Genomic DNA, 15,339 nt, shown 5'->3' with positions numbered 1-15,339 from the left:
GCATGCGCCACCCCTCCGCCCCCCGCTCCCTTGGTCGTTCCCGGACCAGCCGCCCCTTCCTCTACCCCGGCGAGGAGATCCGCCCCGCCGCGACGCCCCGGGTGCGCCTGGAAGGTGCCTCCAAGCGGGCCGTGGAGACCGGCCGCACCCGTCTGATGGTGACCGCCGGGCTGTTCGCCTGTGCCTTTGCCCTGGTCGGCTTGAGGCTGGTCGACCTGATGGCCCTGCCCGAGGGGGCCGGGACTCCCGGGCCGGCGCTGGCCAGGGCGGCCAGCGACGACCCCAGGCGCCAGGACATCGTCGATGCCAACGGCGTGGTCCTGGCCACCAACCTGCCGGTGGTCGATCTTTACGCCGACGCCCGCAAGGTGCCCGATCCGGCCGGCGCGGCGCGCCGCGTCGCCGCCCTCTTGCCCGACCTCGACCCGGCCACGCTGAGCGAAAAGCTGTCCTCCGGCTCGGCCTTCGTCTACCTGAAGCGCGGCCTGACGCCACGCCAGCAGGAGGCGGTCAACGGCCTGGGCATCCCGGGCCTGGAATTCCAGCGGGCCGAGCGGCGGGTCTATCCGCAGGGGCGGCTGGCGGCCCATCTTCTCGGCGCCACGGACATCGACAACCAGGGCATCGCCGGCCTGGAGAAGACCTTCGATGCCGAGCTCACCGATCCCGCCGCCGGACCTGTCCGCCTGACCATCGATCTGGCCGTGCAGGCCGCCGTGCGCCGCGAGCTGGAATGGGCCATGCAGCGCTTCCAGGCCAGCGGCGCCGCCGGGCTGGTCATGGACGTCAACAGCGGCGCCCTGGCCGCCCTGGTCTCGCTGCCCGACTTCGCGCCGGAGAACTTCGGCGACGCCCCCGACGACGCGCGCTTCAACCGGGCCACCCTCGGGGTCTACGAGATGGGCTCGGTGTTCAAGCTGTTCAACACGGCCATCGCCCTGGAAAGCGGCACCGTGTCGCTGAAGGACGGCTTCGACGCCAGCCAGCCCCTGAAGGTGGCCCACACGCGCTTTCAGATCCGCGACTACCATCCCCAGAAGCGCTGGCTGAGCGTGCCCGAGATCCTCATCCACTCGTCCAACATCGGCTCGGCCAAGATGGCCCTGAAGACCGGCACCACCACCCAGCGCCACTTCCTGGAGCGTCTGGGCATGCTGAGGCCGGTCGATCTGGCCCTGCCCGAGACCGGGGCGCCGCTCTATCCCGAGCCGTGGCGCGAGATCAACACCATGACCATCGCCTACGGCCATGGCATCGCGGTCAGCCCGTTGCACGTGGCGCGCGGCGTGGCGGCGGTGGTCAACGGCGGCCTGCTGCCCACCCCGGCCCTGCTGGCGGCCGACGCGGCGACCCCGCCCATGCGCGTGTTCAGCCAAGCCACCTCGCAGACCATGCGCCGCCTGATGCGCCTCGTGGTCACCCAGGGTTCGGGCCGGCAGGCCGACGTCGCCGGCTATCAGGTGGGCGGCAAGACCGGCACCGCCGAAAAGGTGTCCAGCGCCGGCGGCTATGATCGGCGCAGCCTGCGCACCACCTTTGTCGCCGCCTTCCCGATCAGCCAGCCACGCTATGTGGTGCTGGTCACCCTGGACGATCCCCAGGGCATCAAGGAGACCTGGAACTTCGCCACCGCCGGCTGGAACGCCGCCCCCACCGCCGGGCGCATCGTCGCCCGGGTGGCGCCGCTGCTCGGCGTCTTCCCGGTCGCCCCGACGGAAACCGCCCGCTGGGATGGGGAAATCCTGGAAACCGCGCTGACCCAGGAGGCCCGCCTTGCGCTGCACTGAGCTGCTGGGCCCCGACCTGCCGCCCACCCCCGACCTGGCCAACCTGGCCGACTTGGCCGACCTGGAGATTTCCGGGCTGTCGGCCGATTCGCGGGCCATCCGGCCGGGCTGGCTGTTCGCCGCCTTGCCCGGGCGCCGCGCCGATGGACGGGTCTTCATCGATCAGGCGATCGCCAACGGGGCGGCGGCGGTGCTCGCGCCGCCGGGCACGAAGGCGCCGGTGCCGGTCATCGCCGACCCCCTGCCGCGCCGCCGTCTGGCCCTGATGGCGGCGCGCTTTTTCGGCCGCCAGCCGGACACCGTGGTCGCCGTCACCGGGACCAACGGCAAGACCTCGACGGTCAGCTTCGCGCGCCAGCTATGGCGGCACCTGGGCCGCCCGGCCGGCAGCCTGGGCACGGTCGGCGCCTTCGGCCCCGGCTTCGAGCGCCCCGGCAACCTGACCACGCCCGATCCGGTGCTGCTGCACGACCTGCTCGCCCAAATGGCCGAGGCCGGCACCGAAACCCTGGCCATGGAGGCCTCCAGCCACGGCCTGGACCAGCACCGGCTGGACGGCGTGCGCCTCGCCGCCGCCGCCTTCACCAACCTGAGCCGCGACCACCTCGACTACCATGCCGACATGGCCGCCTACCGGGCCGCCAAGTTCCGTCTGTTCGAGGAGCTGCTGCCGCCGGGCGCCGGGGCGGTGCTCAACGCCGACGTGGGCGAATACCCGGAACTGCGCGAGATCTGCGACCGGCGCGGCCTGCGGGTGATCTCCTACGGCATGGCCGGGGGCACCCTCCGCCTGGAGCAGGTGGAGCCGACCCGGGGCGGGCAGAAACTGGTGCTTCGGGTGCTCGGCCGGCGCCACACGGTGCTGCTGCCGGTGGCCGGCCAGTTCCAGGCCATGAACGCCCTGGCCGCCCTGGGGCTGGTGCTGGCCGCCGGCGCCGAGGCCGAGGCCGGGGCGGCGGTCGAGGCCCTGCATCATCTGAGCGGGGTCAGCGGGCGCATGGAGCGGGTCGCCGTGCGCGCCAACGGGGCGGCCGTCTATGTCGACTACGCCCACACCCCGGACGCCCTGGAAATCGCCCTCGAGGCCCTGCGCCACCACGTTCAGGGGCGGCTCAGCGTGGTCTTCGGCTGCGGCGGCGACCGCGACCCCGGCAAGCGGGCCCCGATGGGCGAGATCGCCGCCCGACTGGCCGACCGGGTGATCGTCAGCGACGACAACCCGCGCGGCGAGGACCCGGCGGCCATCCGCGCCGCCATCCTGGCCGCCGCCCCGGGCGCCGTGGAGATCGGCGACCGCGGCGCCGCCATCCGCCGCGCGGTGGCCGAACTGGCCCCGCGCGACGTGCTGCTGATCGCCGGCAAGGGCCACGAAAGCGGCCAGATCGTCGGCGACGCGGTGTTGCCTTTCGACGATTCGCAAGCCGCCCGCGAGGCGGTCCGACGGGCCGATGAAGGAACCGCGCCATGAGGACGCCGGCCATGGTCATCACCTCCCCGGACAGTTTCCCCGGCGCCCCGCTGTGGCGGGCCGAGGACGCCGCCGCCGCCACCGGCGGCCGCGCCGTCGGCACCTGGGCGGCGCGCGGCGTCTGCCTGGACAGCCGGCGGGTGACGCCCGGCGACCTGTTCATTGCCCTGCCCGGGGCGCGCGTCGATGGCCACGCCTTCGTCGCCCGGGCGCTGGCCGAGGGCGCCGCCGCGGCGATGGTCTCGGCGCCGCCCGAGGGGGTCGACGCGGCCCGCCTGCTGATCGTCGAGGATGTGCTGAAGGGGCTCGAGGGGCTGGCCGCGGCGGCCCGGGCGCGGACCCGGGCCCGGCTGGTCGCCATCACCGGCAGCGTCGGCAAGACGGGGACCAAGGAAATGCTCGGCGCCGCCTTCGAGGCCGCCGGCCCGGGGCCAATCCACATCACCCGGGGCAACCTCAACAACCACATCGGCTGCCCGCTGACCCTGGCCCGCATGCCCATCGAGACCAGCCGGGCGGTGATCGAGATGGGCATGAACCATCCCGGCGAGATCGCCCCGCTGTCGCGGCTGGCCCGCCCCCACGTGGCCCTGATCACCACCATCGAGGCGGTGCATCTGGCCCATTTCGCGGGCCTTGAGGGGATCGCCGACGCCAAGGCGGAAATCTTCGCCGGCATGGCGCCGGAAGGCATCGCCGTGCTCAACCGCGACAACGACCAGTTCGACCGGCTGGCCCGCCTCGCCGCCCTCAAGGGCCTGGAGGTGGTGCCCTTCGGCTCGTGCCGGGGCTGCGCGGCGCGCCTGGACAGGATCGAGGCGGAGGGCGAGGGCAGCCGGGTCACCGCCTGGCTGCACGGCCACCTGCTGACCTACCGGCTGGCCCAGCCGGGCCGCCACATCGCGCTCAACAGCCTGGGCGCCCTGGCCGCCGTGGCCGCCCTTGGCGACGACCCGGAGCCCGCCGCCGCCGCCCTGGCCCGCCTCGGCGCGCCGCCCGGACGGGGGCGCCGCAGCCGGATCGCGCTGCCCGCCGGGGGCCACCTGGACCTCATCGACGACAGCTACAACGCCAGCCCGGCCGCCGTGCGCGCCGCCCTGGCCGCCCTGCCGGCGGTCGGTGCCGGCCGCCGCCTGCTGGCCCTGGGCGAGATGCTGGAACTGGGCGAGGCCGCCGAGGCGCTGCACGCCGGGCTGGCCGAATCGGTGCTGGCCGCCGGGGTGGCCAAGGTGTTCACCGTCGGCGGGGCCGCCCGCGCCCTGCTCGACGCCCTGCCGGCCGAGCGCCGGGGCGGCCACGCCGAGACCGCCGAAGGACTGACCGAGGCCGTGCTGACCGAGGCCGCCGCCGGCGACCTGCTGCTGATCAAGGGCTCGCGGGGCCGCCGCATGGATCGGCTGATCGACGCCCTCTCGGCCGTCGCGCCAACTCAGCCCCCCAATAACCAACAATAGAGTCCTGAAAGGAACATCCCGGCGCATGTTGCACTATCTGGCCCAGTTCGCCGACGACCACATCCTGTTCAACCTGTTCCGCTACCTGACCTTCCGGACCGGGGGCGCGGTGTTGACCGCGATGCTGGTTGCCTTTGTCGTCGGCCCCGGCCTGATCCGCTGGCTGAGGAAGAAGCAGAAGCAGGGCCAGCCGATCCGCGAGGACGGGCCGGAGGGGCACCTTCTGACCAAGCAGGGCACGCCGACCATGGGCGGCGTCATGATCCTGCTCGGGGTCGGCGTCGCCACCCTGCTGTGGGCCGACCTGACCAATCCCTACCTGTGGGCGGTGCTGCTGGTCACCCTGGGCTTTGGCGCCCTGGGCATGGCCGACGACTATCTGAAGGTGACCCGCCGCCACACCCGCGGCGTGCCCGGCAAGGTCAAGCTGGCGGTGCAGATCGCGTTGTCGCTGCTGGCCGCCATCTGGGTCGTCTGGCAGGGCACCCCGGAGATGAAGACCGGCCTCGCCCTGCCCTTCTTCAAGGATCTGGTGATCGAGCTGGGCTGGTTCTACGTGCCCTTCGCGGTGTTCGTCATGGTCGGCGCCTCGAACGCCGTGAACCTCACCGACGGCCTCGACGGGCTGGCCATCGTGCCGGTGATGATTGCGGCCGGGGTGTTTATGCTGATAGCATATCTTGTAGGTCACGCCCTTTTTGCAAACTATCTACAGCTACACGCCGTCCCCGGGGCCGGCGAGTTGGCGGTTTTCTGTGGGGCCATCATCGGCGCCGGGCTGGGTTTCCTGTGGTTCAACGCGCCGCCGGCCATGGTGTTCATGGGCGACACCGGATCGCTGGCCCTGGGCGGGGCGCTGGGCGTGGTCAGCGTGGTCACCAAGCACGAGGTGGTGCTGGCCATCACCGGGGGTCTGTTCGTCCTGGAAACGGTGTCGGTGATCGTCCAGGTGGCGAGCTTCAAGCTGACCGGCAAGCGGGTCTTCCGGATGGCCCCGCTGCATCACCATTACGAGAAAAAGGGGTGGGCCGAGCCCACCATTGTTATTCGCTTCTGGATCATCGCCTGCATCCTGGCCATCGCCGGGCTGTCGACCCTGAAGCTTCGATAAGGCTGTGACGGAAAGGCTGTGACGGAAAGGACTTGGCGTAACGCCATGGGCGAGGGGTTGGCATATTTCAGGGACCGGCAGGTGCTGGTGCTCGGTCTGGGGCGCTCCGGACGGGCCGCGGCGACGGCGCTGACCGCCGCCGGGGCCCGGGTGTGCGCGCTCGACGACGATCCGGGCAGCCGGGCGCGGGCCCGCGCCGCCGGTCTGGCGGTGGCCGACTCCGCCCCCGAGGACCTCGGGGAGGTGGCCGCCCTGATCCTCAGCCCCGGCATTCCCCACACCCACCCCGCCCCGCATCCGCTGGCCGCCCGGGCCCACGACGCCGGCCTGCCGGTGATCTGCGAGGTCGACCTGATGCTGAAGGCGAGGCCCCGGGCCACCGTGGTCGGCATCACCGGAACCAACGGCAAGTCGACCACCACCGCCCTGCTCGGCCATCTGCTGGCCATCGCCGGGCGGCCGGCGGCGGTGGGCGGCAACCTGGGCACCCCGGCCCTGGAATTGCCCGACCCGGGGCCCGACGGCGTGCACGTGCTGGAACTGTCGAGCTACATGCTGGAGCTGGTGCCGTCGCTGACCTGCGGCGTGGCGGTGCTGCTCAACATCGCCCCCGACCATCTGGAGCGCCACGGCGGCATGGACGGCTACGTCACCGCCAAGCGCCGCGTCTTCGCCCCGGCCCACCCCAACCTGCCCCTGCCGGCGGCGGTGATCGGCATCGACGACGCCACCACCGCCGGCCTCCACGACGCCCTGGCCCTGGAGAGCGGGCGACGGGTCATCCCGGTGTCACACGGCACGCCGCCCCTGGGCGGAGTCGGCCGGCGCGACGGCTGGCTGATCGACGCCACCGGCGAAACCCCGGTCAAGGTGGTCGAGCTAGCCCGCTGCCCGGCCCTCAAGGGGCGCCACAACGTGCAGAACGCCGCCGCCGCGGTGGCCGCCGGGCGGCTGCTGGGGCTGGACCACGCCACCCTGGCCAAGGGCCTTCAGAGCTTCCCCGGGCTGGCCCACCGCCAGGAGATGGTGGCCACCCTCGACGGCATCACCTTCATCAACGACAGCAAGGCGACCAACGCCGACGCCACGGCCACCGCCCTGGCCTGCTTCGAGGACGTCTACTGGATCGTCGGCGGGCGACCGAAGAGCGACGGGCTGGCCGGCCTCGAGCCCTTCTACCCGCGCCTGCGCCACGCCTTCCTGATCGGCGAGGCCGAGGACGCCTTCGCCGCCACCCTCACCGGCGCCGTGCCCTTCACCCGCTGCGGCACCCTCGACCGCGCCGTGCCGGAAGCCTTCGCCCGGGCCCGCGCCGAGGGCGTCGCCAACCCCACCGTGCTGCTGTCGCCGGCCTGCGCCAGTTGGGACCAGTTCGCCGACTTCAACGCCCGGGGCGACGCCTTCAAGGCCCTGGTCCACCGGTTGTCGGGCAAGCCTGAGAACGATCTTGCGGACAAACTTGCGCGGGAGGCCTCGGCATGACCGCGCTCTCCTTCGCCCGCACCGATACCAGCGTGCTCGGCCACTGGTGGTGGACCGTCGATCGCTGGCTGCTCGCCGCCCTGGCCCTTTTGATCGGCATCGGCATCCTGCTCAATCTGGCCGCCGGGCCGCCGGCGGCCGAGCGCATCGGCGCCGACACCTTCCACTTCGTACGCCGCCAGATGGTCTTCCTGCCGGCCGCCGTGGCCCTGATGCTGTCGGTGTCGCTGCTCGGCCCGGTGGCGGTGCGCCGGCTCGCCGTGCTCGGCCTGTTGGGCGGCATCGTGCTGCTGCTCGCCACCCTGATCATCGGCAGCCCGATCAACGGCGCCAACCGCTGGCTGAGGATCGGCGGCTTCTCGTTGCAGGCCAGCGAGTTCGTCAAGCCCTGTCTGGCCGTCACCGCCGCCTGGCTGTTCGCCCGTGGCCGGCTGGAGGAAGGCTTCCCCGGCCGCGCCCTGGCCGGCGGGGTGTTCGCCGTGGTCGCCCTGCTGCTGCTGGCCCAGCCCGATGTCGGCATGACCATGGTGGTGGCCGCCGTGTGGTGCGCCCAGTTCTTCCTTGCCGGGCTGCCGCTGGCGTTGGTCTTCCTGCTCATCGTGGCCGGCATCGCGACCCTGGTCGGGGCCTATTTCGTGTTCCCCCACGTGGCCAGCCGGATCGACCGTTTCCTCGATCCGGCGAGCGGCGATTCCTATCAGATCAGCCGCTCCATGATGGCCTTCCAGGACGGCGGCCTGTGGGGCGTCGGGCCGGGCGAGGGGCGCATCAAGGGCTCGCTGCCCGATGCCCACACCGACTTCATCTTCGCCGTCGCCGGCGAGGAGTTCGGCCTGTTCCTGTGCCTGCTGATGGTCGGCCTGTTCGCCTTCCTGGTGCTGCGCGCCATCGTCCGGGTGTGGCTGTCGGACAACCTGTTCGTCCTGCTGGCGGTCGGCGGCCTGAGCGTGCAGTTCGGCCTGCAGGCGCTGATCAACATGGCCTCCAGCCTGCACCTGATGCCGACCAAGGGGATGACCCTGCCGTTCGTCTCCTACGGCGGCTCGTCGATGCTCGGGCTGGCGCTGGGCATGGGCATGGTGCTGGCCCTGACCCGCCGCCGGCCCAGCGAGTTGCCGACCGCCCGTTCCACCGTCCCACCCGCCGCCCGGCCCGTCTCACCCCTGCCCCCCGGAGGCCCCCGATGACCGCCCCCCTGATCGTGCTTGCCGCCGGCGGCACCGGCGGCCATGTCTTCCCGGCCGAGGCGCTGGCCAGTGAACTGGCCGGGCGCGGCGTCGAGCTGGCCCTGATCACCGACCCGCGCGGCACCGCCTACGGCGGCACCCTGGGCCGGCTCGCCACCTACCCGGTGGCCGCCTCGGGGATTGCCGGCAAGGGGCTGCTGGGCCGCCTCAAGGGTGCCGTGCGCCTGGGCCGGGGCAGCGTGCAGGCACACCGCCTGCTGGGCGAGCTGAAGCCGGCGGCCGTCGTCGGCTTCGGCGGCTATGCCTCGCTGCCCGCCCTGTTCGCCGCCACCCGGCGCCGCCTGCCGACCATCATCCACGAGCAGAACGCGGTGCTCGGGCGGGCCAACCGGCTGCTCGCCGGGCGGGTCGGCGTGGTCGCGCTCAGCTTCAAGGAAACCCGCCGCCTGCCCGAGGGGGTGCGCGCCGTGCCCACCGGCATGCCGGTGCGCCCGGGCATCGCCGCCATCCGCGACGCCGCCTATCCCGAACCCACCGCCGACGGCCCGCTGCATCTGCTGGTGCTTGGCGGCAGCCAGGGGGCGCGGGTGTTGAGCCGGGTCATCCCGGCCGCCCTGGCCGCCCTGCCCGAGGCCTTGAAGGCGCGCCTGCGCGTCACCCAGCAGTGCCGCCCCGAGGACCTCGAGGCGACCCGCGCCGCCTACGCGGACAGTGGCATCGCGGCCGACCTGTCCGACTTCTTCAACGACGTGCCGGAGCGCCTGACCGCGGCCCATCTGGTGATCGCCCGGGCCGGCGCCTCGACCGTGGCCGAGGTCTCCGCCGCCGGGCGGCCGGCCATCCTGGTCCCCTACCCCCATGCCATCGACGACCACCAGACCTTCAACGCCCATGTTCTCGACCACACCGGCGGCGGCTGGCTGATGCCCGAGGACACCTTCACGCCCGAAACCCTGGGCCAACGCCTGGGCGACCTGCTGGGCAGCCCGCCGACCCTGGTCCGCGCCGCCGAGGCGGCCCGCCGGGCCGACATCCCCGACGCCGCCGCCCGGCTGGCCGACCTGGTGCTGGCCGAGGCCGGACTGGCCGAAGCCCCGCTGACCCGCCAGGGGAGGGACGCCGCATGAGGGCCCTGCCTCTCGACATCGGGCCGATGCATTTCGTCGGCATCGGCGGCATCGGCATGAGCGGCATCGCCGAGGTGCTGGTCAACCTGGGCTATCAGGTCCAGGGCAGCGACCTGAGCGACAACGCCAACGTCAAGCGGCTGCGCGGCCTGGGCATCCCGGTCGCCATCGGCCACGCCGCCGAGAACCTGGGCAGCGCCCAGGTGGTGGTGGTCAGCTCGGCGGTGAAGCCCGACAACCCGGAGGTCCAGGCGGCCCGGGCGCGGCTGGTCCCGGTGGTCCGCCGGGCCGAGATGCTGGCCGAGCTGATGCGCCTGAAGTGGGCCATCGCCATCGGCGGCACCCACGGCAAGACCACCACCACCAGCCTGTTCGCCGCCCTGCTCGATCAGGCCGGCATGGACCCCACGGTGATCAACGGCGGCATCATCAACGCCTATGGCACCAACGCCCGCCTCGGCGAGGGCGAGTGGATGGTGGTCGAGGCCGACGAGAGCGACGGCACCTTCACCAAGCTGCCGGCGACCATCGCCGTGGTGACCAACATCGACCCCGAGCACATGGACCACTACGGCAGCTTCGACGCCCTGCGCGAAGCCTTCCGCACCTTCGTCCAGAACATCCCCTTCTACGGCTTCGCCTGCCTGTGCATCGACCACGGCGAGGTCCAGGCCCTGGTGCCGGACGTGCTCGACCGCCGGCTGATCACCTACGGCTTTTCGCCCCAGGCCGACGTGCGGGCCCGCGAGGTCACCTTCGGGCCCGAGGGCGCCAGCTTCCTGGTCGAGGTCTCCGACCGCCAGCAGGGCACCCGGCGCGCCTTCGGGCCGCTGACCCTGCCCATGTACGGCGAGCACAACGTGCAGAACGCCCTGGCCGCCATCGCCGCCGGCCTGGAGATGGGCCTCGCGGACGCCACCATCATCGCCGCCCTCAAGGGCTTTACCGGGGTCAAGCGGCGCTTCACCAAGACCGGCGAGGCCGGCGGGGTGACGGTGATCGACGACTACGGCCACCACCCGGTGGAGATCGCCGCCGTGCTGAAGGCGGCCCGGCAGGCCAGCCGGGGCCGCGTGGTGGCGGTGGTCCAGCCGCACCGCTACTCGCGCCTGGAAAGCCTGTTCGAGGATTTCTGCACCTGCTTCAACGACGCCGACCATGTGCTGGTGGCCGATGTCCACGCCGCCGGCGAGGCCCCCTTGCCCGGCGTCGACCGCGACCATCTGGTCGACGGCCTGCACCGCCACGGCCACCGCTCGGCGGCGCCGCTGGCCGGGCCGGAGTTGCTGGCCGCCGAGGTCGGGGCGCGCACCGCGCCGGGTGATCTGGTGGTCTGCCTGGGCGCCGGCACCATCACCGCCTGGGCCAACGCCCTGCCCGAGCAACTGGCGGCCTGGCAGGCCACCCACCAGCCGCCGGAGGCCCGCCCATGATCGCCGCCGCCCCGCGCCCGCTGATCCAGCGCCTGCCCAAGGTGCGCGGCCGCCTGAAGGCCGACGCGCCGCTGGCCCCGCTGACCTGGTTCAAGGTCGGCGGCCCGGCCGAGGTGCTGTTCCGCCCGGCCGACCTCGATGATCTGGTCAGCTTCCTGGCCGCCTGTTCGGCCCCCGGACTGACCAACGTGCCGCGCACGGTGATCGGCGCCACCTCGAACCTGCTGGTCCGCGACGGCGGGGTGCCCGGGGTGGTGATCCGCCTGGGCGGCGCCTTCGCCGGCATCGAGGCGGACGGCGACGACGCCCTGATCTGCGGCGCCGCGGCGCTCGACGGCGCCATCGCCGAGGCCGCCGCCGACGCCGGGCTGGCCGGCTTCGAGTTCCTGGCCGGCATTCCCGGCAGCCTGGGCGGCGCGGTGCGCATGAACGCCGGGGCCCATGGCGGCGAGATCAAGGACATCCTGGACTGGGCCGAGATACTCGACCCGGCCGGGCAGGCTTACCGCTGGCGGGCCGACGAGCTGGGCCTCGCCTACCGCACCTCGGCCCTGACCGAGGGCTGGATCGTCACCCGTTGCCGTCTCGTCGGCCGGCCCGACGCCCCCAAGGCCATCGCCGCCCGCATGGCCGAGATCAAGCAGACGCGCCGCGACAGCCAGCCCACCGGCGGGCGCACCGGCGGCTCCACCTTCCGCAACCCGCCGGGAGCCAAGGCCTGGGAGTTGATCGACCGGGCCGGCTGCCGGGGCCTGACGCGCGGCGGCGCCATGGTCAGCGAGAAACACTGCAACTTCCTGCTCAACACCGGCACCGCCAGCGCCGCCGACCTGGAAGGCCTGGGCGAGGAGGTGCGCCGCCGCGTGCGGGCCGCCTGCGGGGTCGACCTGTCGTGGGAAATCCGACGCATCGGCCAGCCCGAGGGAGGCGCGGCATGACCGTCACGCCGCGCCGCATCTCGGTCCTCATGGGCGGCTTCTCGGCCGAGCGCGAGGTGTCGCTGGTCAGCGGCGCCGCCGCCGCCCGGGCCCTGGCCGAGCTGGGCCACGAGGTCCACCCGTTTGACCTTCAGCGCGACCTCAAGGGGCTGCTCGCCCACTTCGAGGAAAGCCGGGCCGAGGTGGTGTTCAACGCCCTGCACGGGCGCTATGGCGAGGACGGCGCCCTCCAGGGCCTGCTCGACATCCTGGGCCTGCCCTACACCCACTCGGGCCGCCTCGCCTCGGCCCTGGCCATGGACAAGCCGACCGCCAAGCGCCTCTTCGCCGAGGCCGGCATCCCGGTCGCCGAGCACCGCATCGTGCCCGCCGCCGAGCTGGCCCACGGCGACCCGCTGCCCCGCCCCTATGTGCTGAAGCCGGTCGACGAGGGCTCCAGCGTCGGGGTGACCATCGTCCGACCGGGCGACAACACGCCGCCGGTCGACCCCGCCGCCTGGGGCTTTGGCGCGGTCATGGTGGAAGCCTTCATCCCGGGGCGCGAGTTGACCGTGGCGGTGCTCGGCGCCGGCCCCGGGCAGCCCGAGGACCAGGCCCTGGCGGTCACCGAGATCACCACCCAGCGCGGCTTCTACGACTACGACGCCAAGTACGCCGCCGGCGGCTCGCGCCACGTGCTGCCCGCCGAGGTGCCCGCGGCGGTGGCCGAGGAAGCCCGCCGGCTGTCCGTGCTGGCCCACCAGACCCTGGGCTGCCGGGGGGTCACCCGGACCGACCTGCGCTGGGACGGGCAGACCCTGTTCGTCCTGGAGATCAACACCCAGCCTGGACTGACCCCGACCTCGCTGGTGCCCGAACAGGCGGCCCTGGTCGGCATCGATTTCGCCGGGCTGGTCCAACGCATGGTGGAGGCAGCGCAATGCGACGGCTGATCCCCACCCGGCGCCGGCCCGGCCCGGCCAAGACCCGCCGCCCCAGCCCGGCCAAGGCCCGCCGTCCGCAGCCGGCGGCGAGAAGCCGCCGCCCGTGGATCCTGGCCGGGCTTGGCGGCGTGGTCCTGCTGCTCGGCGGGGTGGCCGGTGGGCTGGTTCTCTCCGGCCACACCCTGGACAGCCTCGCCGCCCCGGGCACCGGCGCGACGCGCGGCCCGGTCTCGGTGTCGCTGGTTCCCCCGGCGCCGCCCCTGGAGCGCCTGCAGGACAGGCTTGGCCTGAGCGTCGCCTCGGTCGAGGTGATCGGCCGCCGCCGCACCGCCCCCGACGCCCTGCTGGCCGCCCTTGGCCACGGCCCGGGCGACCCCATCCTGTCGCTCGATCTGGCCGCCGCCCGGGCCCGCATCGAGGCCCTGCCCTGGGTCCGCCGGGCCGCCCTGGCGCGCCGCCTGCCGGGCACCGTGCGCATCACCCTGGAGGAACGCCGGCCGCTGGCCCTGTGGCAGCACGACGGACGGTTCTCGGTGATCGATGGCGACGGCGCACCGCTCGCCGTCGATCCGGCCCGCTTCGCCACCCTGCCGGTGGTGGTCGGCCCGGACGCCCCGACCCACGCCGCCGAGTTCCTGGAAATGCTCAACCTGGAGCCGGCCCTGGCGGCGCGGGTGCGGGCCGCCACCCGGATCGGCGCCCGACGCTGGAACGTGGTCCTCGACGACATCGCCGAGGGTCCGGAAATCCGACTGCCCGAACACCGCCCCGACGCCGCCTGGCGCCGCCTGGGCGAGCTCGACCGCCGCCACGGCCTGCTCGGCCGCGCCCTGGCCATGATCGACCTGAGACTGGGCGACCGCCTCGTCGTCGACCTGGACGAGCGCCGCCTGCCCCCCGCCCCGCCCGAGGCCCCCGGCGCCCCCGGCGGCCTGCCCACCGCGCTGCCCGCGCCGCCCATCGCCGGCGGCGAGGAAAGCGCCTGACCCCCCTGACGGAGACCCACCCCCCGTGTCGAGGACCAAGATGCGCACCGGCCTGATTGCCGCCCTGGACGTGGGCACCAGCAAGGTGGCCTGCTTCATCGCCCATGCCGGCGATGACGGCCGCCTGGAGGTGCTCGGGGTGGGCCATCAGCGGGCCCAGGGCATGCGCAACGGGCAGGTGGTCAACATGGACCGCGTGGAAGCCGCCATCCGCGCCGCCGTCGAAGGGGCCGAGCAGATGGCCGGGCAGCGCATCGACAGCGTGCTGCTCAGCGTCAACTCGGGGCAGCCGCACTCGACCCGGGCCGAGATCGATCTGGCCCTGGACGGCCACGAGATCCGCGACAGCGACGTGGCCCGGGTGCTCGACCACGCGCGGGCCTTGAGCGACGGGCCGGAACGCGACCTGATCCACTGCATCCCGACCACCTACACCATCGACGGCGGCGACGGCATCGTCGATCCGCGCGGCATGTTCGGCCAGCGGCTGGGGGTGCACATCCATCTGGTCACCGCCGCCGCCGGGCCGGTGCGCAACCTCGCCCTGGCCGTGGAGCGGGCCCATCTGGCCATCGAGGGCCGGGTCGTCGCCCCCTACGCCAGCGGGCTTTCCTGTCTGGTCGAGGACGAGCGCGAGATGGGCGCCATCCTGATCGACATCGGCGGTGGCACGACCAGCTTCGCCGTCTTCCTCGACAACCAGATGGTCTTCGTCGACAGCCTGCCGGTGGGCGGCAACCACGTCACCAACGACATCGCCAAGGGGCTGTCCACCCCGCTGGCCAACGCCGAACGCCTGAAGACCGTCTACGGCAACTGCCTGCCCTCGCCCAGCGACCAGCGCGAGTTCCTGAAGGTGCCGCTGGTCGGCGAGGACGAGGAAAGCTCGGCCAACGAGGTGCCGCGCTCGATGCTGATCAACATCATCCGGCCGCGCCTGGAGGAAACCCTGGAGTTGGTCCGCCACCACCTGGAACACGCCGGCCTGAGCCACGTCGCCGGCCGCCGGGTGGTGCTGACCGGTGGCGGCAGCCAACTGTCCGGCATCCGCGAGCTGGCCGAGATGGTGCTCGACAAGCAGGTCCGGCTGGCCCAGCCGCAGCGCCTGCTTGGCCTGCCCGACAGCGTCGGCGGCCCGGCCTTCGCCACCGCCGCCGGCCTTCTGCGCTACGGACAGAAAGTCCACGTCGAAGCCCCCGCCCACCCCGAACCGGCCCGCCGGGCCGACGGCAGCGGCGGCCGTCTGGGCCGCCTCGGCCGCTGGCTGAAGGAGAACTTCTGATGCGCGACCAGGACGATCTGTTCCCCCGCCCGCCCGCGTCATCGACCGAGGGCAGGGCGACCAGCGACGACCCGGCCGAGTTGTGGGATCTCGACCCCGACCCGGCGCAAGCCCCGGCCAAGGATCTGGCCGACCGACAGCCCACCCCCTTCACCGGTCCC

The 15,339-nt window shown here is 73.2% G+C and carries 12 protein-coding genes; all 12 read left to right on the top strand.

The window, feature by feature from the left end:
* Positions 1-2 precede the first annotated feature (2 nt).
* The 12 genes from BLR95_RS01390 to ftsA are packed head-to-tail and all read left to right on the top strand — an operon-like array spanning position 3 to position 15,178.
* Entirely contained in the window at positions 3-1,787 is a 1,785-nt protein-coding gene (locus tag BLR95_RS01390) for a peptidoglycan D,D-transpeptidase FtsI family protein (RefSeq protein WP_092614220.1), read from the top strand.
* Positions 1,774-3,255: a UDP-N-acetylmuramoyl-L-alanyl-D-glutamate--2,6-diaminopimelate ligase gene (locus tag BLR95_RS01385; RefSeq protein WP_092614218.1), complete on the top strand. Its 1,482-nt coding sequence runs from the start codon at positions 1,774-1,776 to the stop codon at positions 3,253-3,255. The genes BLR95_RS01390 and BLR95_RS01385 overlap by 14 nt, the downstream gene beginning before the upstream one ends.
* Complete coding sequence (locus BLR95_RS01380; protein WP_245689166.1) at positions 3,252-4,709, top strand: UDP-N-acetylmuramoyl-tripeptide--D-alanyl-D-alanine ligase; 1,458 nt, start codon at positions 3,252-3,254, stop codon at positions 4,707-4,709. The genes BLR95_RS01385 and BLR95_RS01380 overlap by 4 nt, the downstream gene beginning before the upstream one ends.
* 25 nt (positions 4,710-4,734) lie before the next feature.
* Positions 4,735-5,820, top strand: a complete 1,086-nt coding sequence (mraY, locus tag BLR95_RS01375) for a phospho-N-acetylmuramoyl-pentapeptide-transferase (protein ID WP_092614216.1) — start codon at positions 4,735-4,737, stop codon at positions 5,818-5,820.
* 45 nt (positions 5,821-5,865) lie between these two features.
* A complete protein-coding gene (gene murD, locus BLR95_RS01370; protein ID WP_092614214.1) occupies positions 5,866-7,302 on the top strand; it encodes a UDP-N-acetylmuramoyl-L-alanine--D-glutamate ligase in 1,437 nt (478 codons plus the stop codon).
* Positions 7,299-8,489: an FtsW/RodA/SpoVE family cell cycle protein gene (locus BLR95_RS01365; RefSeq protein WP_092614212.1), complete on the top strand. Its 1,191-nt coding sequence runs from the start codon at positions 7,299-7,301 to the stop codon at positions 8,487-8,489. The genes murD and BLR95_RS01365 overlap by 4 nt, the downstream gene beginning before the upstream one ends.
* Positions 8,486-9,616: an undecaprenyldiphospho-muramoylpentapeptide beta-N-acetylglucosaminyltransferase gene (murG, locus tag BLR95_RS01360; protein ID WP_092614210.1), complete on the top strand. Its 1,131-nt coding sequence runs from the start codon at positions 8,486-8,488 to the stop codon at positions 9,614-9,616. Before BLR95_RS01365 ends, murG begins: the two co-directional genes overlap by 4 nt.
* Positions 9,613-11,049, top strand: coding sequence for a UDP-N-acetylmuramate--L-alanine ligase (gene murC, locus BLR95_RS01355; RefSeq protein ID WP_092614208.1), 1,437 nt, complete (start codon positions 9,613-9,615; stop codon positions 11,047-11,049). The genes murG and murC overlap by 4 nt, the downstream gene beginning before the upstream one ends.
* Positions 11,046-11,987 carry a UDP-N-acetylmuramate dehydrogenase gene (gene murB, locus BLR95_RS01350; RefSeq protein WP_092614206.1) on the top strand — a complete coding sequence of 314 codons (942 nt, stop codon included), beginning with the start codon at positions 11,046-11,048 and terminating at the stop codon, positions 11,985-11,987. Before murC ends, murB begins: the two co-directional genes overlap by 4 nt.
* Positions 11,984-12,919, top strand: a complete 936-nt coding sequence (locus BLR95_RS01345) for a D-alanine--D-alanine ligase (RefSeq protein ID WP_092614204.1) — start codon at positions 11,984-11,986, stop codon at positions 12,917-12,919. The genes murB and BLR95_RS01345 overlap by 4 nt, the downstream gene beginning before the upstream one ends.
* Positions 12,907-13,896 (top strand): cell division protein FtsQ/DivIB, encoded by a 990-nt coding sequence (locus tag BLR95_RS01340; protein ID WP_092614202.1) that lies wholly within the window; start codon positions 12,907-12,909, stop codon positions 13,894-13,896. The genes BLR95_RS01345 and BLR95_RS01340 overlap by 13 nt, the downstream gene beginning before the upstream one ends.
* 25 nt (positions 13,897-13,921) lie before the next feature.
* Positions 13,922-15,178, top strand: a complete 1,257-nt coding sequence (gene ftsA / locus BLR95_RS01335) for a cell division protein FtsA (protein WP_342719507.1) — start codon at positions 13,922-13,924, stop codon at positions 15,176-15,178.
* The last annotated feature ends 161 nt before the right edge of the window (positions 15,179-15,339 follow it).

Source organism: Roseospirillum parvum (genome assembly GCF_900100455.1).
Lineage (GTDB): Bacteria > Pseudomonadota > Alphaproteobacteria > Rhodospirillales > Rhodospirillaceae > Roseospirillum > Roseospirillum parvum.
The sequence above is the reverse complement of the archived record's forward strand: the minus strand, read 5'-3'. Positions and strand labels throughout refer to the sequence as shown.